Source organism: Acinetobacter sp. YH12094, assembly GCF_013419295.1.
Lineage (GTDB): Bacteria > Pseudomonadota > Gammaproteobacteria > Pseudomonadales > Moraxellaceae > Acinetobacter > Acinetobacter amyesii.
In genome coordinates this window covers 107818-133973 of record NZ_VPAK01000003.1, presented here as the reverse complement: position 1 = coordinate 133973, position 26156 = coordinate 107818, and the positions used below count along the sequence as shown (strand labels likewise).

Genomic DNA, 26156 nt, shown 5'->3' with positions numbered 1-26156 from the left:
ATGAAAATAAACACGATGCCCCTTATTAAAAAAGCCAGATTAATCAATCTGGCTTTAAATGTATGTAATCCAAAGAATGTGTTATTCCACAAATAATAAAGCCAAACGAACTTGGTCATAACCCATGCGTGGACTGGTCAACTCCACAATTGGACGCAGCTTAACCGTGCCGTCATCATTATAATGTGCTGGGTCTTGTCGTTTCGCCAAACGTTTATAGATTTTACGCACCTGCTCAACCACGTCTTCTCCCGGATGTGCCACCGAGATATCTAAACCTTGCTCTTTTTGCAGACGAGCCAAATGGTTAATAATCGTAGCTGGTGTTAAACCACGCTCCACTGCAATATCTTGAATTTCATAACCTTCTTCAAACAATTCACGAGTTTGATCTAAAGTCGCTGTGGCAAAGCTTTGTTTCGCACCAGTTTTGGCAATTTTCTTTTCATTGCGCTCGATTTCCACTTCATTCAGTGTTCCGCCACAGTGGCGAATAAAGGCTTTATGTTGTACGGTTAAATCAGCCTCTGCAAAATTGGTTTCCGCTTCATCAGAAAGTTCCTGAAAGCGTCGATCGGCTTTAATCGCCAAACTGTCGAGTTCTAAGGCTTGTTCATTAAAGCCAAGTAAACGCAGACCATCTAATGTTTTTAAACGAGACAATGCCACATACCCCTGACCTTTCTCAAAAGTATGCGTCAAGTTAATTTCAGCCGCTGCAAGGGTCATCCCTTGAGATTTATGAATGGTGATCGCCCAGGCTAAACGCAGGGGAATTTGTTGGAAACTGGCAATGGTTTTACCATCATCATTATCGACAGACCATGTTTCAGGTTCTACCACCAAGGTCGTGCCATCAGTGAGTTTTACTTTAGGCAAGATGCCATATTCATCATCTTCTTCAAAACCTATCACTTCACCGAGGCTGCCATTGATATAGCCCACGTCAAAGTTGTTTTTTACAAACATCACTTTGGCATTTTTCTTTAAGGTCAAAGTTTCCGGCGCACGCACTGAAGATTTTAAGGTTTCGATCAGTTTATCATTACCATCACATTGGGCATCAAACTGGCGAGATTCTTGCTCAATTTCATTTAGATGTTTATAGTTAATACTATCTACATCCATATTATGGGTATACAAGCGCGTAAAGGTTTCACCTATATTTTGTGAACTTGTCTGCCTTAAAGCATGCAAATGATCACCCGTAATTTGCTGAGCACGAATCGCATTTAGAATATCATTGAGATAGTCATTACCCTGACGATGTTGTTCGGTCAAATAACACACGCGAAACTTCGCTTCTACCCATGCCTCAGACATAAAGCAAAACTTGTCACGGTTTAATTCACCTTTGCGTCCCACAGGGGGTAACTGGAAGAAGTCACCTGCAACAATGACTTGAATCCCCCCAAAAGCATCTTCACTGTCTTTAAAAAATTTTAAAACTTTATTCACCAAGTTTAATTGCTTGGCATGCAACATCGAAATTTCATCGATGATTAAAACTTGGGCATTTTCCAAATGCTCTTTTAAATATTTACGTTCTTTTAAGCGCTTTAACTCATCTTCGGAAATCGCATCTTTAATCCCAATCCCTGCCCATGTATGAATTGTCATGCCATTCATATGGGTTGCAGCAATCCCTGTAGAAGCCGTAATTGCCACCGGCACTTTGCGCGCTTTCAGATAATTGATGTATTGATTTAAAGTATAAGTTTTACCTGCACCAGCCGAACCTGTTAAAAACACATTTTCGCCTGCTTTGAGCAGCTTGAGTGCAGTTTCTTGTTTCATAAGACCTATACCGTAAAAGAACGGCTATAGCCTAACGATTTTTGACTCAAAAGTTAAGCGCACAACACAGTTTACTAAATCCGTATTTCGCCAATCTTACTTTAAGCTATTGAACCTATTTAAAAATTCTTTGGCGATATTTACTTTTTCTATTTCTGCTTGGGTATTATTTGAATACTCAAGTTGATCAAAAACCAAAATGTGGTTTTGCACATGACAGCCCAAAGTCATCGATACATGCAAAATGGGATGGTACATATGAAAAGCTACATATACTCTTGCAATGATACTGGCGCTATAACTTAATGCCAAACAATGTTTAAATTGAATAGATTCATCAATAATTCGATCGATGGTTTTTAATTCTTCAAAGACCCAATCTTGAAAATATATTTTGTCTTCTGTTGTAAATGGCTGCCAAACCGTTGTCGCAAATTGACGCTTTTATTGAGTTAACACTTCCTGCTTTTGTTGCTTGGCATGCCAATGTACCGCCTGATGAAAGACTCCATTCCAAGTAATATTTTTTGGGACTGTATGACCTGTAGAATAAGTCGCACTGACATAATCACGCACATAGGCATCAAATACAGATACTCTTAAATTAGCATGCTTTAAATAAAATAAATTTCGAAAATCCTGCAGTTGAATTTTATGCTGTCGTAACATACTTAAAAACTGGCGATTTTCTTGGGTTTCTGGACGGATATAATCCATCAAAGCCTGCGGTAAATGCTGCGTACAACTTACTAAATGTTGTAGATAGGCTTGCATAATACGGCTCAAAGGTAGATAGACTTTTTTTATGGCCTGATCCTCTGCACCCAAAACCTGTCGCATTAAGATCAACCATTCATCTAAATACAAAATCGATGGGCTGATGACAACACGGTGATCATCATGTTGCTGATATTTTCGTTGTAAAACAAACTGTAGATTTTTTTCATGATTAAACCAATCTTGTTCATGCGCAATCGCATGGCAATTTTGAATAAATAAGCGCGCTGCAACAAATTGAAAATGTTGTAAGGTCGCAAGAATCAATGTGGGATGCATTTGCTGTGTATCGACAAAACTTAATGCCGTCACAGTCACTCGTACATTACTGTGTTGAAAATTACGACTCAGCCAATCCAATACTTCGGCTGACTGCTTGAACATCCATCGCACTGCACGATTGTTATCGAGTAAAGGGAGTTTTCCACATTTTTTTTGCCAAATAGCTGTGGCTTGCACAAAATTGCTATGGCTTAATATGTCCTGCTCTGCCCAAACATCCCGATGCATCAAACGAATAAAACCCAGCAAATTGGGGCGCTCATATGCATGGTCGAGCAACAAAATAATATCTTCTATATGTTCATTTAATTCTTGTAAATTGAACCGATCTTCATAGCTCAAACTCATGATCCGGTATATGGTCGGATCTAAAAATTGTGCTGTAGCAAAACAAATCTCGTCCAAACTATCCATCAAGAGCTGTATCGGCAATATTTCAGCTTCTGTAAGTGAATTGAGCGCAAACATCTGCTTAATCTTTTGCATCAACCAATGGGGTAGACAGATTTGGCATTCGATATACGTTTGTAATAGCGGTGTCTGATAAATCTGCTGCTCTTGCATCAGCTGATCAAAAATTTGCGCTTCAACTGCTGTCATCTGTGCTAAAAACTGCTGAACACGCGCTGGCCCATTTAGATGTTGAAAAACGGACTGTAAGATCAATTGTCTAAATTGCTGTGCTTTTTCTCTGAGCAAGAGTGAATGTTGCGGCTTTAGGTCGCCAGTAAAAAAATACAATTCATGAAATAAGAAATCTTCTATTGCCTCAATACATGGCACTGTCGAATGCAATTCAGCAATTTTGATGGGTCTAAACGGACTTCTAGGAAACTGATATCCAATCGATTCACGACTTTGTAGTTGTAAGGTACACAGTCCATTACACAGTTGAATGCGGTGCTGCTCTTGTTCAATTTTAAAGATATTTTGTGAATTGAGTGCTGTAGCAAGTTCCATTTGCTCTTGATACAACTGCTTTAAACTTGGAGATATTCGAATAAGTTGCCGAGCAATATGCTCAAGCTGCAGGGTCAAGCTTTTCTTTTCCATCTTCCGCCCTAACGATCGTTGATTATTTTTCAACCTTCACTATAGTCAAAGTTTAATGCTCCGACTACTGCCATTAATCAGCCAAATAGCTGTACAAAAGGTCAATACAAAGGCGTTCAATAAAAAAATCTAAAAGCTATTGTTGTGACAAAATTCACCATGATTTTGAGCTGTGACGAATAAAAAATGGATGAAGTTGAAGAGTAGTCACTATTATTGATCTGTAGAATGTTGTTCTGAACGGATTTTCTTAAGCTTTTCTATTGCAGTGTAAATATCTTGTTGTAGTGCCTCTCGATAGAGCTTTAAATCCTCTACACTCTGAATATGACTCAAACTTTGACGGGGTAAAAATTGAAAATAGAATGGAATGCGCTTGGGGATAATACGTTTGGGTAAAGACGGAATCACATCACCATGACGTAATAATTTATCAAGTTTTTGTATTTTTAATAGTTGTTTAAACCAACGATGTTCAACAATCACACTGGCATCAAAACCCAGTTCAAAGACTTCATCTCCACCTAAAGCGGCAAAAGGCACGATATCATAATTAAATTCTTGCGCCAGTTTTAAAAAGCCATAACGTTGCTTCCAAATCAGTTGATAGGCTTCGCCTTTTCGCTTCAAAACCTCTCGACCACCACCGGGAAAAACTAAAATGGAATAACCTTGTTGCATCACTGTTCTGACATAGTCCTGAATGCCTTGGACTGCACCGAACTTTTTGACCATGCCACGCCAACCGGGCAAATAAAAATGGCTATGATCAGCGATACTGACCACAGCCACTTTATGTTCATTGTAGAGATAATCAATAATCAACGGTGAATCGAGTACACCGTAAATTGTATGATTCCCTACATACATTGCAGGTTTTGATGCATCAATATATTCAGCGCAAAAAAAGGTCGGCGTGAAATACATGCGGGATAAAGCGCTTAAACGCTTTATCCATTTTGCATCATGTTCAACCTGCAAATGTGCTGACCTTAGGCAGCATCATGTTTTTGAACAAGTACAGAACCTACTGAGTAGCCTGCACCAAATGAGCAAAGTACGCCATATTCGCCATGGTTTACTTCATTCGCAGTACGGTGCAATGCAATAATGACACCTGCTGATGAAGTATTGGCAAATTCATCAAGAATGATTGGCACAAGGTCTGGCTGAGCATGTTCTTTACCCACAACCAGTTTCAGAATCAATTCATTCATGCTGGCATTTGCTTGGTGTAACCAGAAGCGTTTTACATCTGTTGCCGCAATTTTATTGTCATCCAATTGCTTAGTGATCATTTTCGCCACTAATGGACACACTTCTTTAAATACTTTACGACCGTCTTGACGGAAACGGTTGTTGTCGATGTCAGCATCGACTTCACTCATATTTAAGTAACCGAAGTTGTTACGAATGTTGTTTGAGAACTGAGTAAACAGGTCAATATCCAACACTTCAAAACCAGCTTTGGTTTCAGTTTCTTCAATGATCGAAGCCGTTGCAACGTCACCAAAAATGAAGTGACAGTCACGCATACGGAAATCTGTGTGACCAGATGTGATCTCAACGTTTACCAATAACACGCGACGAGCGCCTGATTTGATCGCGTCATAGGCTTGCTTGATACCAAAAGTTGCAGCTGAACATGCAACGTTCATGTCATAGGCATAGCCCTGAATACCCAACGCAGTTTGAATTTCAATTGAAACGGCTGGATATGCACGTTGAATGTTAGAGCATGACAAGATCACAACATCGATGTCTTCTGCAGTCACACCCGCATTTTCCATCGCTTGTTTAGCCGCAGCTACGCCCCATTCCGCTTGAATAGACAATTCATCATTTGAACGTTCATGCAATACTGGACGTAAACGTTTTGGATCTAAAATACCGCTTTTTTCAGCAACATAACGTGCTTTTACGCCAGATGCTTTTTCGATAAATTCTGCACTTGAACCACGGCGCGCTTCTAGCTCACCGGCTTCAATTTTTTCAGCATTATCACTGTTGTACTGTTCCACATAAGCATTTAAAGCTTCAACTAACTCTTCGTTAGTAATTACGTCTTCTGGATGATAAAGACCTGTACCCGTAATGCGGATGCCCATGTAAAACTCCTTTTAGAAATTACCTATATCTTAACTGATTCCGAGCTTATCCCATACTTTTTGCAAGCGGGATGGAGAAATTGGCATCTTGGTCTTCATTGGTTGAGAGAAAATAGAGATGCGTAACTCCTCAACCATGAAATACAATTCTTTAAGGCGAGTGTCATTTTTAAACTTAAATAATTTTTCCATCCATGGGTCAACTTGATCAATGGCAGAATTGTCCCTTTGTAGGTTATTTGGCAAGCGGTCTAAACGCAAGACTAATGCCTTCAAATATCTTGGAAATTCGAGCCACACATCGGAAGTTTTGCCATAAACGAAATCTGAAAGTTGCATCAAATCGAGTTGATCTTCAATGTCATCAATGTTCTTTCCAAACACAGAATCATCTAAAACCAACAATTTCCGACGTATATCCTGCCATTGAATATAGGTTTCAGTTAAAACGGCTAATGCTTGTTGCCCATGGGTTAAGAAAGATTTCTTTACATTTAAAATCAGGTTTTGGTACTCCTGCACATTGACAGGTAGCTCATTTATTGCAAGCTGAAGTGTGGCATAAACTAACATTTGCTCTAGTTTGGCTTTGTCACCTAGCGGTGAATAAGCCAATGCCAAGGGTTTAGAAATCTGTTTTTTCAACTGACGAACTAAGTCACCCAACTGCATATGAACCAAACGAATGATCCCTTCGCGGTGTTGTTTGACTGCTTCAAATTGGTCATTGAAAGTCTGAATCACCACACCAGATTCGTCTTTGGCATCCAACTCTGCAAAGCCTTTGACTGGAACAAGCGCTTGATATTGTTTCACCACCACACCCGTGACTTTTTGTGATGCTTCGAACACAAAATTATCAGGGAAGGTTTTAAACTCACCTTTTAACTGTTTGACTGGGCTATGAGTTTCCGTACGACAGCGTGCTTTGAGTTCATCTAGATCACGACCTTGCTCAATCACACGGCCTTTTTCATCAATGACTTTGATTAAAGGCAGCAGATATTGCTCAACACGTTCCCAAGAAAAGTCCTTATCTGTGATTTGCTCACCACGCAGTTGGAACGCCAAGAAACTAAAAATATGCTCGCGCAAATGCACGGCATCGACACGATCCATCAATTTACGCGCTGTATCAGGTATTGGCACCAAGTGACGGCGCTTATCTTTTGGCAATGCTTTAAGTAAAGCTTCAATCAGGTCTTGTCGCCAACCAGGTATACCCCATGACCAAATATTTTCATCCACTTGCGGCAAAGCTTGAACTGGAATTTTGACCGTTGCGCCATCTTCATCATGACTTGGGTCAAAACGATAACTTGCAGCCAAACGCAGTTCACCATTTCGTAGGTAGTCTGGAAATTGCTGGGTCGTTGGACGGTCATTCATCCAAAGCGAATCATCATCGATAAATAAATACCGTGGATTTTTAGGTTCTACAGTTGCACGCCAGTCTTCAAAACTACGACGACTTGCCACCTCTTCAGGAACTTTTGCAGCATAAAATTGGTAAATGGTTTCCTCATCCACTACCAAATCACGACGACGCAGTTTATCTTCAACACGCTCAACTTCTTCGAGTTTTAATAAATTGTGTTTTAAGAACGGCGGCGTAATACCCAAATGTCCCGTCGTCAACGCATCGCGTAGGAAAATTTCATGCGCCGCCGGATGATCCACTTTTTCATAATTAATCTGACGACGTGGCTCAATAATCAAACCAAATAAAGAAATTTGATCATAAGCATTCACCACACCAGCTTTTTTCGACCAATGCGGCTCAAAATAATGATGCTTCAATAAATCGCCTGCAGCCAATAAAATCCATTCAGGTTCAATTTTCGCCAATGTACGAAGATATACCTGAGAGGTTTCCACCATCTCAAAAGCCATGACCCAAGGTGTATTTGTTTTATGCAAAGTTGATGCAGGGAAAATGCGTGCCTTTTGCTGACGCACTGCCATGAACACATTACGTTCATCGGTTTTGTTGGCAATAAATGAAAGTAAACCCGTTAATAACGCACGGTGCAGATTTTCATAATTGGCCTTCTTTTCATTAAAGGACAGTTTTAAGCCCTGAGCCAAATCCACCAATTGCTCATGGGTTTTTTTCCACTCACGGAGGCGTAACCAACTAAGGAAATGGTTGCGTGCAAAGGTTCGACGCTTATTCTCACTCATGTCACGGTTAGCAACCAAAGCTTCCCATAATTTGATATAGAACAAGAAATCCGAGTCAGCTTCACGGAACAAAGCATGTTTCTGATCGGCCTGCATTTGTTTATCCGCAGGACGTTCACGTGGATCTTGTACCGCTAAAGCAGCGACAATAATCAAGACTTCATTTAATACGCCAAAATGCGCTCCACCCAAAATCATCCGTGCAAGACGCGGGTCGATCGGCATTTTCGCCATTTGCTGACCAATTTTGGTTAAAGCACCATTTTTATTATTCGCATGTTTTGTGCCTTGTTTTGCTTGGTTTTCCGAAGCAACTTGCGGTACATACGCCGATTTTTCTTTTAAAGCACCTAATTCAATTAACAGCTTACGACCATCATTCACCAAACGATGATCTGGCGGCTCAATAAAATCGAAGTCTTCTAATTCACCAAAGCCCAAACTTTGCATTTGCAAAATAACCGAGGCCAAGTTGGTTCGTTTAATCTCCGGTTCGGTAAATTCAGGACGACTCATAAAGTCTTCTTCTGAATACAGTCGAATACACACACCCGGTGCAATACGACCACAACGACCTTTACGCTGATTTGCTGCCGCCTGTGATACAGCCTCAATTGGTAGACGCTGTACACGTGAGCGATAGTTATAACGGGATATCCGTGCAAAGCCACTATCAATTACATAGCGAATATTTGGCACAGTTAAGGCAGTTTCTGCCACGTTGGTGGCAATAATAATCCGTCGCCCACCGCCTGATGGATTGAAAATCTTTTGCTGTTCTGCCAAAGCCAATCGAGCATATAAAGGTAAAACTTCGGTATGTCGTGGCCCAAACTTTTGCAGTGTTTCCTGTAACTCACGAATTTCCTGTTCAGTGCTGGCAAAAATCAAAATGTCCGCATGTTCAGGATGACCTTTTTCCTGTGCATCTTGAAAACATTCTTCTACTGCCGAAACAACGGCACGCGGTAGATTTTCTTCAAAATCATCAAACTCATCGTCATCACTGCCAACAATACTCAGCTCTGAAATCGGACGATAACGCAATTCTACAGGGAAGCTTCGACCTTCGACTTCAAAAATAGGTGCCCCATCAAAGTAATTCGAGAAGCGATTTACGTCTAATGTCGCGGAAGTAATAATGACTTTGAGATCTTTACGACGTGGCAAGAGCTGTTTGAGATAGCCCATGATGAAGTCAATATTTAGCGAACGCTCATGCGCTTCATCGATAATAATCGTGTCGTATTTATTTAAGAATCGGTCATTGGCCAGTTCAGCCAATAAAATACCATCGGTCATTAATCGAACGATGGAATCTTGTGAACCTTGTTCATTGAAACGAACTTTAAAGGAGATCGACTCCCCCAGCTTTTCGCCCACTTCTTCTGCAATACGTTGCGAAACACTACGCGCTGCTAGTCGACGGGGTTGAGTATGGCCAATCAAACCTGTTAAACCACGACCTGCAAGCATGGCAATTTGAGGCAACTGTGTGGTTTTACCCGAACCCGTTTCACCTGCCACAATAATCACTTGATGCTTTTGAATCGCTTCAATTAGTTTGTCCGCATACTGCGTAACAGGTAAGTCTTGATTTAATTTAATATTGGGAATGCGGGCAATCCGTTCGCGCACTTTCGCATTCGACTTTTCAAACAAATCTTGAAATTTTTCAGGATTGGCTTCTTTGCCTTTTTTCAGCCGACTTAAGCGATGGCGATCACGAACCATGACCAATTGATCGACATTTAACTGACTTGGCACAGATGCATTATCCTAATAATTAAAATAGAACCGAATATTTTACGCTGTATGTAAAAATAGTGAAAGATGAATCTATTTTTTGCGTGCCTGAAACCAATAGGTAAAGCCGAACAGAATAAAATGATAAAAAACTAAAATTGCGGCCAATAGCCAATAATTGCCACATGCTTCAATACTGCCATGTAATGGCTGATAAAATGACACTGTATAGAATATACTCAATGGCACAATTAAAAACATCAATAAAATGAAAGAGATGATCAAAAAATGATGAACAGATTTTGCTAAGCACAAAAAGAATTGAGAATAAAAAGCAAATCAACGCAATAAAAATAAATAAAAGAGGTTCATCCGATGAAAAACCATTCATTTCAGCTTAATAAATAATTTGATTCGGGCTAGCACCTTGAATTGAAAGCACATTCTTGATTCATCCAGTACAGAAAAATAAACCCACATGCTGACTAGAATAGGCAACTCAAGCTTATCCATTTGGATGCATTATCCATTAGTTTCAGTGCCATAGAAAATATAAATGATACTAAAAACAATAAATATACTCTGCCCGATCACCCATGCGAACAACCAACCATTATGACAATGAACAATACTGTCATAGATAATTTTTGAAATTGAAGCAGTTTCTATCATTAAAATGATGATGAATTGAAAAATCGCATATAGCCATAATATAACCACATACCAAGCACATCTAAATGATAACAACAGTATGAAAAAAAAGAAGATTCCAACGATTCCCATGGTACTCAATAGCGTAGGATCATCTGATGAAGTTCCAAATAGTTCATTAAAATAGGTCGCTTTTTGAGGTTGCAAGTATTCATAGATACATAAATTTGTACCTGTGTCTTCAACTTTAAGAATACATAGTGATGCAAGTGCAAGACTGAGAATGGCAATGATACGAAAAAATTGACTAAGCACTTGATCAAATCTGGAATCATTTTATGTTCATGCCATCTTATATGAACAAATTCTATAATTTGAAATATTTTTTATAACTTTTTTAGAGATCACCCTTGAAATCTTATGCAACAAGCATCATGTTGGTTACAGACTTTAAAAAGATGATTTTGTCATTTTACTTTCAACTTTATATGGCATTGATATGGCTTATATCGAATGAAATAATGATAAATAATCGTTATTGCTGAAATAGTTCTGGAGTGTACTAATTCGGATTTTCCGATATTAGTTATGTAAAAATACTATTTCAGCAATAAGTAAAATTTCTGTACCCTATTGGAAATCAAAAACAAACCTCAATCATGGAGACAATGATGAGCTTAATTAATACTGAAGTTAAACCGTTTAAAGCACAAGCATTCCAAAATGGTCAATTCATCGAAGTAACTGAAGCTGATCTTAAAGGTAAATGGTCTGTTGTATTCTTCTACCCAGCTGACTTCACTTTCGTTTGCCCAACTGAACTTGGTGACCTTGCTGACAACTATGCAGAATTCCAAAAACTAGGTGTTGAAATCTACTCAGTTTCTACTGACACTCATTTCACTCACAAAGCTTGGCACGATTCTTCAGAAGAAATCAAAAAAATCCAATACGTAATGGTTGGTGATGCGAACTGGACTCTTGCTAAAAACTTTGACGTATTAATCGAAGCTGACGGTCTTGCTGATCGTGGTACTTTCGTTATCGATCCAGAAGGTAAAATCCAAATCGTTGAAATCAACGCTGGTGGTATCGGTCGTGATGCTCAAGAACTTCTTCGTAAAGTTAAAGCAGCTCAATACGTACACGCTCACCCAGGCGAAGTTTGCCCAGCTAAATGGAAAGAAGGCGACGCAACTCTTGCTCCTTCAATCGACCTAGTTGGTAAAATCTAATCTGTATTAGATTGAACTGATTCAAAAACCACGCTTTTAGCGTGGTTTTTTTATGCCTATTATCTGCGAGTATATACCTCTATACACCCTACGCAGTTCACACTTTATTCATACAACTTTAACGTACTAGCACTTTCTACATATCTGTAGATATTCATCAAGTTAGAGCTTACACAAATATAATAAAAATGCGCCGCAAACCCGATTGTCTAGGCTTACATCTTTGCCAGTATTTCAGTATTTTTAACATGAATTTTAGGTCAATTGCTTATTTCAGGAAGATGTAAGCCCATGAAAAAATATTTCGTCTCGATCAGTTTAATTTTATGTTCGTTTACAACTTTTGCTGCCGTGAACTGCGAAGGTGAAATTAAAAACCAAAGTATTCGTGAAGATATTAAAGTCAAAAAAAATTGTCAGCTTGAAGGTTTAATTGTTCATGGCAATGTTATTTTAGAAAATGGTGCCAGTGTTGAACTGCATGACAACCACATCAAAGGCAATATTGAATCGAATAAAAATTTTACCAAGATCATTGCCAATCATAACAATATCAGTGGCAATGTCGATTTTACAACTGGGAAAAACATCCAACTCCTCAATAACCAAATTTCAGGCGACCTCAAATTAAAGAAAAATAACGGCAATATTGTGCTAAATAATAATGAAATCGCAGGTAATTTAATTTGTCTTGAAAATGCTTTTTCAATTAATGGCAGCAACAACCAAGTCAAAGGCAATAAATCAGAACAATGCCGTAGTTTTTAACTCTCTCGACACCAACAAGCGATAATGACGCTTATGGCATTTCTCTGAATTGGCATTATTTTTATCAAATTAGTTGATAACGAAATGAAAAAAATAAGAGATAAAACATTATTTTTTAACAATTCTGCAATACTCCACGCCCCGAATTTGTCTTAATTTCAAATGAGATAAACCTTTAACTGCAGTATGACTATAACAACGCAATAAGGGGGTGGCTTATGACAACAACTGTTGTAACTTCTTGGAAATACAGTTCTTCTTCACGTTACTTAAAAATATTTTATGCGAATGGTTCTGGGGATCTCTTTTATCCAGTTTCACCTTTTATTTATGATAATTTACTTCGATGTAGTGATAAAACGGCATTTGTCCACAAATATCTAGAATATGATCTACATTTTTCACGCGTAAGCTTACAGGGTTAAACCGCTACAAGCTCAGCGCTATAGCAACAGTATTTTTACTAATTAAAAAAAAATCGATCAAATCAGGGCTGAATGCCCTGATTTTTAGTTGCGCCAAGTCACCATAAAGAGCCCTGCGCCCACATTTAATGTCATACTGATAAAACGATCATCCGCTTCAATGCGTTGGATAAATTCAGCGACCTCATCGGCATGTGACAGCACATTGTCCACGATCAACACGCCATTTTGAACTTGTATCAATTCAGCTAAATATGGCCAATACGCGATATACGCATCACGTTCTGCATCCAATAAAATGAAATCATAACGCTGATTTGACTGCTGTAAAAAATGCAGCGCATCGCCATGATGAAATTCAATGTATTCGGCTAAGCCTAAATTTTCAGCATGCTGTTTGGCTTGTTCGATACGCACTGCATCAATTTCAATGGTTTCGACCCGCCCTTGTGTAGACTGTGCAGCATCTGCTAACCACAGCGTGGAATAGCCTGTAGATGTTCCAATTTCCAATATCTGTTTGGCTTGTTTCAAGCGAATTTGCATAGCTAAAAAAAGTGCAGACTCAGGCTCAATATTTCGGTAACGCGCAAGTCGGTGATTTTGAGCAGCATCGTGAGCACTAAAGTCTGCATAGAGTTGTTGCATATAGTTTTTAAAATTTGCATCCATGCTCATGATTCTGTCCTTTTGTTATTTCTTTCATATTTAAAGATTAAAGTACTAAATATTTGCTCAGTGGGTTTCTTGGATCAGTTTAAAACGCGGAATTACTTCACCATCAATTTCCACAGTTTCCATAAACATTTCTAATGGTCTGACCCACATTGAATAGTCGTCATACAAGCACTGATAGACCACAACTTTTTCACGCGTTTCACTATGTGTTGCAACATGAAAGACTTGATACAACTGACCTTTATAATGCTGATAAATTCCCTGTTTAACCTGCATGCCATTTCCCTAAAAAAGTTCTCAATACAATAGCGTTGACTCTAGCATTCTCTCGCTTAAAGCGCGATGAATTCGTTTATTTTTCCACTATTTAACTTGTATTTCTCGATAGTGGCCCAATATTGACTGCATTCACATCGGCATATTCTTATGATTTAGAAAGAAATTTAATCATTTAATTTGAAAAACCGATTAATTTTATAAAAACAAACCGTTTCACCTATTTAATGGTTTGTTCTATCATTCTCTCATCAAATAAATTTACTCCTCTGGAGACGTTAGCAATGTTAGATCAAAATACTTCTGCTCAATTAAAAACCTTACTTGAACGCCTTGAAGGCCCGATTGAAATCGTCGCGACTTTAAACGGCACTGACAAATCAGACAAAATTAAAGAATTGGTAACTGAAGTTGCTGCTTTATCTGATTTAGTGACTGCACGTTTTGACGGTAACAACAGCCGTGCGCCAAGCTTTGGTATTGCAAAAGCAGGTGAAACTCCGCGTGTATTCTTCGCAGGTTTACCGATGGGCCACGAGTTCACGTCTTTGATTCTAGCTTTGCTACAAACTTCAGGTTATGCACCGAAAGTTTCTGACGAAGTACTGAACACCATCAAAGGTCTAGGTCTTAAAGCTGATTTTGATGTATTTGTATCACTAAGCTGCCATAACTGTCCTGACGTAGTTCAAGCACTAAACTTGATCGCAATTTACAACCCAGGTACAACTGCAACCATGATTGATGGTGCATTCTTCCAAGACGAAGTGGAAGAACGCAAAATCATGGCTGTACCAATGGTATTCCAAGACGGCAACCACATTGGTCAAGGTCGTATGACCTTGGAAGAAATCATTGCCAAATTGGATACTAACTCTGCAGCAAAAGATGCTGAAAAGTTAAATGCCAAAGAAGCCTTTGATGTCCTTGTGATTGGTGGTGGCCCTGCAGGGAATACTTCTGCAATCTATGCAGCACGTAAAGGTATCAAAACCGGTATCGTGGCTGAACGCATGGGCGGTCAGGTCATGGATACCATGGACATCGAAAACTTCACGTCGATTCAAAAGACACAAGGTCCTAAGTTTGCTGCTGAAATGGAAGCACATGTACGTGAATACGGTGTGGACATCATGAATCTACAACGTGTATCAAACATTAAAGGTGCGGACGAGACTACCAACGGTTTAGTTGAAGTAACTTTAGAAAACGGTGCAAAACTTGAATCTAAGACCGTGATTCTATCGACTGGTGCACGTTGGAGAGAAATGAACGTTCCGGGTGAACAAGAATACCGTACACGTGGTGTTGCATACTGCCCACACTGTGACGGTCCATTGTTTAAAGGTAAACGTGTTGCAGTCATCGGTGGTGGTAACTCAGGTGTAGAAGCAGCGATCGACCTTGCAGGTATTGTGGAACATGTAACGCTTGTTGAGTTTGATACTAAACTTCGTGCTGACCAAGTCCTTCAAGACAAGTTAAACAGCTTACCGAATACCACTGTAATCATGAATGCATTGTCTACAGAAGTGGTCGGTGATGGTTCACAAGTGACTGCATTGAACTACAAAGACCGTGCAACTGATGAAATCAAAACGATTGAATTGGCTGGTATCTTTGTACAAATCGGTTTGTTACCAAACACTGATTTCTTAAAAGAAACAGCAGTTGAACTTTCAAACCGTGGTGAGATCGTAATTAACGAACGTAACGAAACCAATGTGAAAGGTGTATTTGCCGCAGGTGACTGTACAACAGTACCGTACAAACAAATCATCATTGCGACAGGTGAAGGCGCGAAAGCATCATTATCTGCTTTTGATTACATCATCCGTTCGGGTCAATAATTCAATTTAGACAGAACAGCAAAAGCCAGTTTTCGAACTGGCTTTTTTTTATGTCTGAAAATTCATCTCTTGTTTCATTTATAAATTAGTAATAAAACAAATATTTAACTCTCTGACGCTTTTCACTTACACAATAATGAGCAAAACAAACCGTTTAAAACTTGTACAGCAGCTTATTTGCACATTAAGATAAAACAATCATCACGGATTGATGGTTGACAATAACAACAAGAATGTTGGTCAAATTCGACGAAATGGAGAAAAGCAATGCACTATCAATATCACTGTGCTTGTTGCAATAAAGTATTGGCTTCAAGCGATAAAGAATGTTCCGAATGTGGCTCGCATAATATCCGTAGCCCATATGGCTTTTGGATATTTTGCATACTCAGTTGTTTGGCTGTTGCCATTCTATTTAAGAGTGTTCAAGTGTATTTGCAACAGCACGATACTGAAGCGACAACCCAACTCAACATCTTTGAAGTACTCAAGCAAGATGGTAAAAATTAAGCTTTTTTACAACAGCCAAATACAGCCGTATGAACAGGCTGGCAATGTGTAAAATTTTAGCTAAGCTGAATTTAAGCACCGTTATCGGGTCGCGTTAAAGTCATTCAAAGCGAGAAATTAAAATGATGAAAGCCTGAATGATTTCAGGCTTTTTTATGCGCTAGCATCGCCCTGCTCACTTATCTTCACGAGGAAAATTCTTTAAACTATGGCAATAGCAATGAGGTTCTAGACGATGGTGCTGTTAATTAAAAAAGGCGGTTTGCGTGAACGCGCCAATCGTAGCCGATCATACAAAGGCTCTGAAAATACCGAAACCACCCTCAAACCGAACCGTTATCGTGATCATGCTGAAACTACCGATGTTGCACAAGATCCATCAAATACAGCACCATCCAAAGACCAAGATCAAACCAATCCAGAGCAATAAAATTGGCACATAAAAAAAGCCAAGTTCTAATACTTGGCTTTCGCTTTGCTGACAGCAATATGTTTGCAGCTATTGAAGATTGAACATTCTAATTGCGTCGAACCACAGCCAAATCGCAAAAATTAAAAATAACGCCCCTGAAACCACATCAATATAACTACCCGAACGTTGGTAGAGTGCTTTAATTTTAGGCAAAGACATAATCATCATAAACAGACTAAACACAATAAAAGTTTGAATCGGAATGATGACAGCAAGCTGTGCTTTTAGGTTACTACTGGCTGATGAACTCAACGCCAGTGAGAACACACTACTAAAATAGATCAGTGTTTTCGGATTGGCTAAATTTGTAAATAAACCTAATAAAAAATAATTTTCAGTATTCTGCTGACTTAAGGCCTGCCCATCTTCTAAATTGGCTGTTTGATTTAAACTTTTAAGCCCACCACTAAACATCGCCCAACCCATTTTCGCCAAGAAAAATCCACCAACAGCCATTAAAACTTGTTGTATCCATGGAAATTGCTCAACCAGAACCGTAAAGCCCAATAAGGTTAAAACGACCCACACCACAATCCCGACAGAGATCCCCGCAATAATTTTTAAGGTATTTGCACGCGTTGTTGATGCTGCACTTTTAGCAATTAATAATACATCTGGACCGGGACTCAACTGCGCAACAAAATGAAGCGCACAGATGGTGAATAACAGTGACATGCAAGCTGATTCATTTGAATTAAAACGTGAAGATTATATCGCTTGTTCAATTTTTTTGTTGGCAACACAAGGTTTATTTCTAGGCCGTATCAAAATTTACGCAAAAAAAAGCCGAATACACATTCGGCCTTTCATACTGAGTTAATTATTTTTTATTGACATCTTTCAGTTCAATTTGTTTCGCATCTGGCGTCACTTCACGAGCTTCACCATCAATAACGGATGAATCACGACCTGATTGCTGATTTTGCATATCTTGCATTTGACGCATCATATCTGCAAATGGGTTTTGACCTTGAGCACCGCCCATGCCTCCCATATCCCCCATCATGCCACCCATCATTTTTTCCATCATGGCTTGCTGACGCTTCATCATTGTTTTCATCATGACTGCTTTCATGGCATTTTGTACAGGTGGAATCAAAATAAGTAATGCCATAATATCTGAGATTAGACCCGGTAACAGCAATAAGAAACCAGCCAAAATTTTTGGTAAATTTCCAGTTAAAGCTGGATCATTACTCATTTGACCTGCTTGCATTTGCTGCATTTGAGGCATCAGACCTGATGAATATTTACGGATAATATTCATCCCTATAAAGAAGGCCGCCACGAACCAGAAAAAGACATACCACATGCTGCCGACGAGGTCGCCCACACCGATCCAGACAAACACTTCCAGGATCAAGCCTGCTAAAATCAGAAGAAATAATTTCATGAAAATTAAACAAATCTCAGTAAATTAATTTAAGGTGTTGCGTTCAATTGCTCAATCACTATCAAGCTTTTTTGACACGCTTATGTAACAATATGGGCATATTTTTATTTTTAAAGGGCAAATAGGGCAAACATGTCATTAATTATCGGTATTGACCCTGGGTCGCGCTTAACTGGTTACGGCATCATCGAAAAGGATGGTTCTAAACTACGTTTTGTCGATGCTGGCACCATTCGTACCGAAACGACAGAAATGCCTGAACGCTTAAAACGTATCTTTGCTGGTATTGATCGCATCGTAAAGTTTCACGGGCCTACTGAAGCTGCTGTTGAACAAGTCTTTATGGCTCAAAACCCTGACTCAGCCCTAAAACTAGGTCAAGCACGTGGCGCTGCTATTGCTGCTTTAACCAATTTAGATTTACAAGTCGCTGAATATACTGCGCGGCAAATCAAACAATCTGTAGTCGGCTATGGTGCTGCAGATAAAGAACAAGTCCAAATGATGGTTATGCGCATTCTGAACCTAAGCATCAAACCCCAGCAGGATGCAGCCGATGCTTTGGCTGCCGCAATTTGTCATGCGCATGCGTCTGGTAGTATGAGTAAAATGGCTGTACTGAATGCCTTAGGTGGTATGGCTCGTGGCCGCAGCCGTGTAAGCACTCGACGTCGATAAATAATCGTCAAATCATATAGCTCAGTAATTCATTCTGTTTTCGAAAGCCCACTCAATCGAGTGATCAAATTTGGAATTTCTTGCTGATCGATTTTAGTTACGTCTGCTCGTAAAGGCCCCACCAGACTGTGTTTCAGTATTTTATGAATGGCGTCTTCAGTTCCAATAATCAGCGCTTCAACTTCGCCCGTCGCTAGATTTTTCACATAACCATTCAAACTAAGTGCAAGCGCTTGCTGCTCAAACCAACGACGGTAGCCAACACCCTGTACTTTACCTTGAATTCGCAATTTAACCGCATGCATTTTAGTCTTCATCTCCTGAATGATTGACCACATGATAAACCGCTTGGGCCATATCCTGTGCCTGCAAACCACGCATCCCCGACTGCGCCAATACATCACCTGCTAAAGCATGCAGACTTACGATTTCATGCAGATGAATTTGCTGATGGAATTGTGCTTTTAAACTTGCAATCATCCCTGCAAGCACATCTCCCATACCGCCTGTACCCATTCCTGCATTACCTGCGGTGCAAATCCAAAGCTGATCTTCAAGTATTAAGCTGCCTGCGCCTTTAAGCACCCATTGACCTTGAAATTTTTCTTTTAAATGTTGAATTGCTTGTACACGATCTGCTTCAACTTCAGCAGTAGTAATACCCAATAATTTCGCAGCTTCACCCGGATGTGGCGTTGCATAGGTGCGTGCATTCAATTTTTCAGGTGTTTCAGCTAGAAACCATAATGCATCTGCATCCAAAACAATTTCCAAGGTTGACTGCTGAATCAATGGAAACCATGACTTAAACTGCTGTTGTGCCCAATTGTCACGACCAAGCCCCATGCCAAAGCTAATCGCATCGACTTGATCGATCAGTTGCTGAATCGCTTTTACATTTAATGCATTGATATCGCGTAGCATAATATTCGGTGCGCGCGCCAAAATAGCGGTGTGATGTCGTGCATCACAAACAACGGTGACCTTTCCTGCACCTGCATGGAATGCAGCCTCAGCAGCCATTATCACCGCCCCACCCATTTCAGCATGCCCACCAACAACCAAAACATGGCCATAACTGCCTTTATGACCAAAAGCTTGTCGCTCAGGTAAAGTGATTTTCTGCGGAGACAAATAAGCGAGTGGCTCTAGCTCTGCATCAGTCGGTATACATGCCATCACCGAAACTTCACCTGCATATTCCTTCGCTTGACCTGTAAATAGCCCTGCTTTTAGACCCAATGCCGTAAAGGTATAATCGGCTTGAAATGCGATGGGTAAAGGCTGCCCTGTATTGGCATGTAATCCGCTTGGAATATCAATCGCAACTTTAAGTCCCGTGCATGCATTCAATCGTTGAATAATGGCTTGCCATTCGCTAGAAAGTTCACGATTGAGCCCTATACCAAATAATGCGTCGATATAGACATCATAGTCATGCTGAAAATCAAACTGTGAATAGATCTTGAGCTTGTGATCTATCGCTTCTTGTACTGCAGAATGTAAATCTTTCGATGCTCCAATTTCAGCGGCGTAAATATCGACTTGAAAGCCTGCTTGCTGTAGGTATTGCGCTGTAAGATATCCATCACCTGCGTTGTTGCCCTGCCCACAACATACGGCAATATTTTTTAAATTTTGCTGCTTTAACATTGGAATGAGTTGCTGAGAAATCGACCATGCGACCTGCTGCATCAGACCATAACTGCTATTGTGCTGAGCAAACCAACGCTGCTCCCAAGCTTGAATACTTTGGCTAAGATAAACAGGGCTATGGTAAACTTGCAGACGCATTGTTTTTCCTTGTTATGATTATGGCCGCTTCAACTCCTGCACAAAAAATTCCTGTCGATCAATATGATCCAGAAACCCTAAAAGCATGGATTAAAGCACAAGCCTTAAATTTAGGTTTTTCTGATTGTGTCATCGCAAAGCCAGATGCTCAAGAGGAACTCCCTCGTTTTAAAGAATATTTAGAACGTGGTTATCATGGCGATATGAAATTCCTAGAGGAAAACCTTGAAAAACGTGCCAATCCTGCACTTTTAGTCCCCGGCACCCGCAGTATCATTTGTGTCCGCATGGATTATTTGGTCGAAACCCCAAAACCACGTTATGTTCCTGATGAACCAAATGCAGCCATCATTGCACGCTATGCACGAGGTCGTGACTACCACAAAGTCATGCGTGGTCGTTTAAAAACCTTGTCGAATATCATCCGTGAAAAAATTGGAGATTTTGAATCTAGACCCTTTGCCGACTCTGCACCAGTGTTTGAAAAATCCTTAGCTGAAAATGCAGGCATGGGCTGGACAGGCAAACACACCTTACTGATCCATAAAAAATCAGGCTCATTTTTTGTATTAGGTGAGCTGTTTACATCACTCGATTTGCCTTTTGATTCTCCGGCAACCAAACATTGTGGTTCATGCACAGCCTGTATTGATATCTGTCCAACTCAGGCCATCGTTGAACCCTATATGTTAGATGCACGTAAATGCATTGCCTACTTAACCATCGAATACAAAGGCATCATTCCTGAAGAATTACGCCGTGGCATTGGCAACCGTGTGTTTGGTTGTGATGACTGTCAGCTCATCTGTCCATGGAATAGCTTTGCGCATAAAACTCAAATTGAGGACTTTTATCCACGTCATGGCCTCGACCAAGTGAGTTTATTAGATCTTTGGCAATGGGATGAAGCCACTTTTTTAAGCTGTACTGAAGGCAGTCCTATACGACGAACAGGCTATCAAAGCTTTATGCGAAATATCGCGATAGGCTTAGGCAATGCACCATACAGTTCAAATATTGTTCAATCATTAAAAAATTCTCGCGAAAAACATGACGCGATTGTGCAAGTTCATATTGATTGGGCAATTGCAGAACAAAACTCAAAAATGCTTTAAGGGTTTTTATTCTCTATTTTCCAGATCCTTACTAAGTTTTCATTTAAGCTAAAACTTAGTGACGTAATCCAAGAAAATTAATTTTTTAGCTCAAAATAAACATTGCAGCGATTGTGCTGTCATTTAGCATAACTTTGTAAGTATCTTAAATATCAAAAGTTCTTTGAAAAAGTCATTTCAATGTATTTTAGCTAAATTTCAATGTTACAAAATAGTCTTGGAAGTCTGCAAATTTTACGTATGATGATCTGCATTAGGCAGAAAATATGGATCATTTATGAGCTACCGAAATGACTGGACACATCCAGAAATACAAGAGTTGTATCAACAACCATTGATGGATTTATTATTCCAAGCACAGACCATTCACCGTGAATATTTCCAAGCCAATCATATTCAAGTCAGCACCTTACTTTCGATTAAAACCGGTAAGTGCCCTGAAGACTGTAAATATTGCTCACAGTCCGCACATTATGACTCTGGATTAGAGGCTGAAAAACGTCTGGCTGTGGAAAAAGTCATCAATGAAGCGAAAGCTGCGCTTGCCTCAGGTTCTTCGCGTTTTTGTATGGGCGCTGCATGGCGCAATCCACATGAACGGGACATGCCCTATGTGTTAGAAATGGTGCGTGAAGTCAAAGCGCTTGGACTTGAAACCTGTATGACCCTTGGCATGCTGAATCAATCTCAAGCAGAGCGCCTACACGAGGCAGGCTTAGATTATTACAACCATAACCTCGATACCTCTCGTGAGTATTATCCCAATGTCATTAGCACGCGTAGCTATGATGACCGTTTAACGACGCTAGACTATGTTCGCCAATCTGGAATGAAAATCTGTAGCGGCGGAATTGTGGGCTTAGGTGAAAGCCGTGATGACCGTATCGCCTTTTTGATGGAGTTGGCAACGCTGCCGATTCATCCTGAATCCGTGCCGATTAATCTCCTTGTCCCTATTCAAGGTACCCCACTTGCAGAGGTTGAGAAACTTGATGTGATCGAATGGATTCGCACCATTGCAGTCGCACGGATCATTATGCCAAAAAGCTATATTCGACTCTCTGCAGGTCGTGAATCCCTGAGTGATTCAGAACAAGCTTTGGCATTTATGGCAGGTGCAAATTCACTCTTTTCTGGTGAAAAACTACTGACCACGCCAAATGCAGGCGAAGGCAAAGATCAGCTTTTATTTAGCAAACTCGGTTTAGTGGCTGAACAGCCCAAACCAAATGCTGCACAGCTTTCAACTGATGCCATGCAAATGGCTTAAAATAAGCCCCGAAGTTCGGGGCTTAGTTTTATTGAATGATCAGTGATAGGTATCAAAGTGCAATGCAAGAGATGGTGCGAACAAATGAAATGGCTAAATCACCATGAGTAGGGAAAATATATCGTTTACTTAACAAAGTTATGTGCTGTTATTAAAATTCCATAGCCTGCATTTAAATAATCCCCTTCACGAATAATGTCTTGACCATTAGCATGTTGAACCACCAATTGCTGCTGAATCGCATCATAATGAAAAGATTCAAAGCAATCTTGATGTTGTAATAACCATGCAATGGTATCTGCCATATTGGCATCGACGGTATAACGCTCGGCTTGAAAATCTTTACTCATATCTGCATGAAAACTGTGAATGTATTTCTATTTTAATGATTTCAATATTGACCGGCATTAAAAAAGTGAGCTTTCGCTCACTTTTTTTTTCGGCTGAGACTCTGCATTACTTTGTCACACCGCACTTACGACATTCCTTGTGTGAACCGATTTCTTCCATTTGCTCGTATTCGTAAATATGCATGCAAAATAGTTTTCTGAATAAGTGAAGCATGTTGTTAAAACTCCCGTTTATTTATTAATGTGCTTCTGAATATTTCGTCCTGAAATATTATGATCATGCCTAAACACGCCATAGCTAATTTATTAGCATATTTTTCCAATGAGTCAAATATCTTTACTTTAAAATGACACAATTTCGGATAATCGGTTATTTTTAAGCCTTCCTTATATTCACCTGAGTTCTAAGGTTTTTTATTAATATCAGCATCACAGATATAGATTATTTTTCAGCAAATTTTGCACAAAAAAACTCCCCCTTAGGAGAGTTTTTTCAAATAGATGATCACATGAGTAACGTTATTCACAAGCCCAGATTTAAACGTTCTGACTGGCAAACTTCGCACGTGCAGCATGCAATTTTTTATAGCTATCAATCAGACGTAAATGACGATCTAAACCTTCAAGTTGCATATTGGTTTCAGTTAAACCGTAGAAGCGAAGACTGCCATCCATTGAACCAATCACCGCATCCATACGTTCGTCACCAAACATACGACGGAAATTATGTTCATAGTCATTGAGATCTAAGTCATCGTCCAATTCAACTTCTAAAACCACATTCATACATTGATAGAACAAACCACGTTCGACCGTATTGGTGTTGTATTGAAGGAAGGTTTCGACCAACTCTTTTGCTTCTTCAAACTCTTGTAGCGCAATATAGATCAGTAGTTTGAGCTCAAGAACCGTTAATTGACCCCATACGGTATTATCATCAAACTCAATCCCGATGAGCGTCACAATATCCGTGTAGTCATCCACTTCAAGCTCTTCTAAGCGCTCAACCAATGACACTAACTCGTCTTCATCTAGGCGATGAATATTTAAAATATCCTCACGGAAGTCCAAAGCTTTGTTGGTATTATCCCAAACCAAGTCTTCAACCAAATACACTTCAGAATAACCCGGAACTAAAATACGACATGCCGTAGCACCAAGATGCTGGTAGACCGCCATATACGCTTCTTTGCCCATATCTTTTAGAATCGCGAACATCGCTGCGGCTTCTTCCGCATTGGCATTTTCACCTTCAGATGTGAAATCCCACTCTACAAAATCATAGTCTGATTGTGCGCTAAAGAATTTCCAAGATACCAAACCACTTGAGTCAATAAAGTGTTCTACAAAGTTATTTGGCTCAGTAACTGCATTTGAACTAAAAGTTGGTTTTGGTAGATCGTTTAGACCTTCAAAGCTACGACCTTGTAGAAGCTCGGTTAAGCTACGCTCTAAAGCCACTTCGAGTTTAGGGTGCGCACCAAAAGATGCAAAAACCCCACCAGTACGTGGGTTCATTAAGGTTACACACATCACAGGGTACTGACCACCAAGTGAAGCATCTTTTACCAATACAGGAAAACCTTGTTCTTCTAAGCCTTGAATACCCGCAACAATACTTGGATATTTGGCTAAAACCTCTTCAGGGACATCTGGTAGAGCCAATTCACCTTCTAAAATCTCACGTTTTACTGCACGTTCAAAGATTTCAGATAAGCATTGAACCTGTGCTTCTGCCAAGGTATTCCCTGCACTCATCCCGTTTGACAAGTATAAATTTTCAATCAAGTTTGATGGGAAATACACTGTTTCACCGTCGGACTGACGGACAAATGGAAGAGAGCAAATACCGCGTGCTATATTTCCTGAATTGGTGTCATATAGATGTGTACCTAATAACTCATCTTCTGGGTTATAAATTTCACGTGTATAGTCATCTAAGATTTCAGTAGGTAACTCGCCTTCTGGGCCGGGTTGGAACCATTTTTCATCTGGGTAATGCACAAAGTCAGCATTGGCAATCTCTTCACCCCAGAACTGGTCGTTATAGAAGAAGTTGCAATTGAGACGTTCAATAAATTCACCCAAAGCCGAAGCTAATGCACTTTCTTTGGTTGAGCCTTTACCATTGGTAAAACACATTGGCGATTGTGCATCACGAATATGTAGTGACCAAACATTCGGTACGATATTACGCCATGATGCGATTTCAATCTTCATGCCTAAACCTGCCAAAATACCTGACATATTGGCAATGGTTTCTTCTAATGGCAGATCTTTACCCGGTATAAACGTGGTACTGTCTGACGCTAAATTTGGCATAAGTAAAGCTTGTGCATCTGCATCAATGCTTTCTACTTCTTCAATGACAAATTCAGGACCATTCTGAATCACTTTTTTAACCGTACAGCGGTCAATTGAACGCAAAATACCTTGACGGTCCTTTTCAGAAATATCCGCAGGCAGTTCAACTTGGATTTTGAAAATTTGCTTGTAGCGGTTTTCAGGATCAACAATATTGTTTTGTGATAGGCGGATATTCTCTGTCGGAATGTCTCGTGCTGCACAATACACTTTTACAAAATACGCTGCACATAATGCTGACGACGCCAAAAAGTAGTCGAATGGTCCGGGAGCAGAACCATCACCTTTATAGCGAATAGGTTGGTCGGCAATTACCGTGAAGTCATCAAATTTGGCTTCTTGTCGAAGGTTATCGAGATAATTAACCTTAATTTCCATGT

Annotated in this window: 22 protein-coding genes; 9 read left to right on the top strand and 13 right to left on the bottom strand. The window is 39.8% G+C overall.

What is annotated here, in order from left to right; genetic code table 11:
- Window positions 1-81: 81 nt before the first annotated feature.
- From FTU34_RS02965 to hrpA, 5 genes are all read right to left on the bottom strand, one after another.
- Complete coding sequence (locus FTU34_RS02965) at window positions 82-1797, bottom strand: AAA family ATPase (RefSeq protein WP_180003112.1); 1716 nt, start codon at window positions 1795-1797, stop codon at window positions 82-84.
- A 444-nt stretch (window positions 1798-2241) separates the two neighbouring features.
- A complete protein-coding gene (locus FTU34_RS02960) occupies window positions 2242-3909 on the bottom strand; it encodes a hypothetical protein (protein WP_257226207.1) in 1668 nt (555 codons plus the stop codon).
- A gap of 213 nt (window positions 3910-4122) precedes the next feature.
- Window positions 4123-4890 (bottom strand): 1-acyl-sn-glycerol-3-phosphate acyltransferase, encoded by a 768-nt coding sequence (locus FTU34_RS02955; protein ID WP_180034676.1) that lies wholly within the window; start codon window positions 4888-4890, stop codon window positions 4123-4125.
- Between the two features lie 11 nt (window positions 4891-4901).
- On the bottom strand, window positions 4902-6017 hold the full coding sequence (locus tag FTU34_RS02950) for a beta-ketoacyl-ACP synthase III (protein ID WP_111885081.1): 1116 nt from the start codon (window positions 6015-6017) through the stop codon (window positions 4902-4904).
- A gap of 30 nt (window positions 6018-6047) precedes the next feature.
- Window positions 6048-9935, bottom strand: a complete 3888-nt coding sequence (gene hrpA, locus FTU34_RS02945; protein WP_218950037.1) for an ATP-dependent RNA helicase HrpA — start codon at window positions 9933-9935, stop codon at window positions 6048-6050.
- 1334 nt (window positions 9936-11269) lie between these two features.
- On the opposite strand from hrpA, the gene ahpC reads away from it, so the two are divergent.
- The 3 genes from ahpC (at window position 11270) to FTU34_RS02930 (ending at window position 13026) form a co-directional block, all read left to right on the top strand.
- The gene (gene ahpC / locus FTU34_RS02940) at window positions 11270-11833 is read left to right on the top strand and encodes an alkyl hydroperoxide reductase subunit C (protein WP_078193727.1); all 564 of its coding nucleotides are present in this window, start codon (window positions 11270-11272) and stop codon (window positions 11831-11833) included.
- 291 nt (window positions 11834-12124) lie between these two features.
- Window positions 12125-12601 carry a hypothetical protein gene (locus FTU34_RS02935; RefSeq protein ID WP_180034674.1) on the top strand — a complete coding sequence of 159 codons (477 nt, stop codon included), beginning with the start codon at window positions 12125-12127 and terminating at the stop codon, window positions 12599-12601.
- Window positions 12602-12819: 218 nt separating this feature from the next.
- The gene (locus FTU34_RS02930; protein ID WP_078189026.1) at window positions 12820-13026 is read left to right on the top strand and encodes a KTSC domain-containing protein; all 207 of its coding nucleotides are present in this window, start codon (window positions 12820-12822) and stop codon (window positions 13024-13026) included.
- Between the two features lie 84 nt (window positions 13027-13110).
- On the opposite strand, the gene FTU34_RS02925 is transcribed toward FTU34_RS02930, so the two are convergent.
- Together FTU34_RS02925 and FTU34_RS02920 are read right to left on the bottom strand one after the other, a co-directional pair.
- A complete protein-coding gene (locus FTU34_RS02925) occupies window positions 13111-13704 on the bottom strand; it encodes an O-methyltransferase (RefSeq protein ID WP_180034673.1) in 594 nt (197 codons plus the stop codon).
- Window positions 13705-13761: 57 nt separating this feature from the next.
- On the bottom strand, window positions 13762-13980 hold the full coding sequence (locus FTU34_RS02920; RefSeq protein WP_078189028.1) for a DUF1653 domain-containing protein: 219 nt from the start codon (window positions 13978-13980) through the stop codon (window positions 13762-13764).
- Between the two features lie 284 nt (window positions 13981-14264).
- Here FTU34_RS02920 and ahpF point away from each other — a divergent pair, with 284 nt between their 5' ends.
- The 3 genes from ahpF to FTU34_RS02905 all read left to right on the top strand — a co-directional run bounded on the left by ahpF (window position 14265) and on the right by FTU34_RS02905 (window position 16770).
- The gene (ahpF, locus tag FTU34_RS02915; protein WP_180034672.1) at window positions 14265-15830 is read left to right on the top strand and encodes an alkyl hydroperoxide reductase subunit F; all 1566 of its coding nucleotides are present in this window, start codon (window positions 14265-14267) and stop codon (window positions 15828-15830) included.
- 267 nt (window positions 15831-16097) lie between these two features.
- Window positions 16098-16340 (top strand): hypothetical protein, encoded by a 243-nt coding sequence (locus FTU34_RS02910; RefSeq protein WP_078192893.1) that lies wholly within the window; start codon window positions 16098-16100, stop codon window positions 16338-16340.
- A gap of 235 nt (window positions 16341-16575) precedes the next feature.
- Complete coding sequence (locus tag FTU34_RS02905) at window positions 16576-16770, top strand: hypothetical protein (RefSeq protein ID WP_180003122.1); 195 nt, start codon at window positions 16576-16578, stop codon at window positions 16768-16770.
- A 69-nt stretch (window positions 16771-16839) separates the two neighbouring features.
- On the opposite strand, the gene FTU34_RS02900 is transcribed toward FTU34_RS02905, so the two are convergent.
- Window positions 16840-17487: a LysE family transporter gene (locus tag FTU34_RS02900; protein WP_180003124.1), complete on the bottom strand. Its 648-nt coding sequence runs from the start codon at window positions 17485-17487 to the stop codon at window positions 16840-16842.
- Window positions 17488-17632: 145 nt separating this feature from the next.
- A complete protein-coding gene (locus FTU34_RS02895; protein WP_078192890.1) occupies window positions 17633-18205 on the bottom strand; it encodes an FxsA family protein in 573 nt (190 codons plus the stop codon).
- 132 nt (window positions 18206-18337) lie between these two features.
- Between FTU34_RS02895 and ruvC the strand changes: the two genes are divergently transcribed.
- Window positions 18338-18883, top strand: coding sequence for a crossover junction endodeoxyribonuclease RuvC (gene ruvC / locus FTU34_RS02890; protein ID WP_078189034.1), 546 nt, complete (start codon window positions 18338-18340; stop codon window positions 18881-18883).
- A gap of 29 nt (window positions 18884-18912) precedes the next feature.
- Here the strand turns inward: ruvC and FTU34_RS02885 are convergent, their stop codons facing one another.
- Window positions 18913-19188, bottom strand: coding sequence for an acylphosphatase (locus tag FTU34_RS02885; protein WP_180034841.1), 276 nt, complete (start codon window positions 19186-19188; stop codon window positions 18913-18915).
- 1 nt (window position 19189) lies between these two features.
- Window positions 19190-20677 (bottom strand): NAD(P)H-hydrate dehydratase, encoded by a 1488-nt coding sequence (locus tag FTU34_RS02880; protein WP_180034671.1) that lies wholly within the window; start codon window positions 20675-20677, stop codon window positions 19190-19192.
- Between the two features lie 20 nt (window positions 20678-20697).
- On the opposite strand from FTU34_RS02880, the gene queG reads away from it, so the two are divergent.
- Together queG and bioB are read left to right on the top strand one after the other, a co-directional pair.
- A complete protein-coding gene (gene queG, locus FTU34_RS02875) occupies window positions 20698-21792 on the top strand; it encodes a tRNA epoxyqueuosine(34) reductase QueG (RefSeq protein WP_111885754.1) in 1095 nt (364 codons plus the stop codon).
- A gap of 277 nt (window positions 21793-22069) precedes the next feature.
- Window positions 22070-23062, top strand: a complete 993-nt coding sequence (gene bioB / locus FTU34_RS02870) for a biotin synthase BioB (RefSeq protein ID WP_168379635.1) — start codon at window positions 22070-22072, stop codon at window positions 23060-23062.
- 125 nt (window positions 23063-23187) lie between these two features.
- On the opposite strand, the gene FTU34_RS02865 is transcribed toward bioB, so the two are convergent.
- Window positions 23188-23412: a hypothetical protein gene (locus tag FTU34_RS02865; RefSeq protein WP_180034670.1), complete on the bottom strand. Its 225-nt coding sequence runs from the start codon at window positions 23410-23412 to the stop codon at window positions 23188-23190.
- Between the two features lie 537 nt (window positions 23413-23949).
- Window positions 23950-26154, bottom strand: coding sequence for an OsmC domain/YcaO domain-containing protein (locus tag FTU34_RS02860; RefSeq protein ID WP_180034669.1), 2205 nt, complete (start codon window positions 26152-26154; stop codon window positions 23950-23952).
- Window positions 26155-26156: the final 2 nt, after the last annotated feature.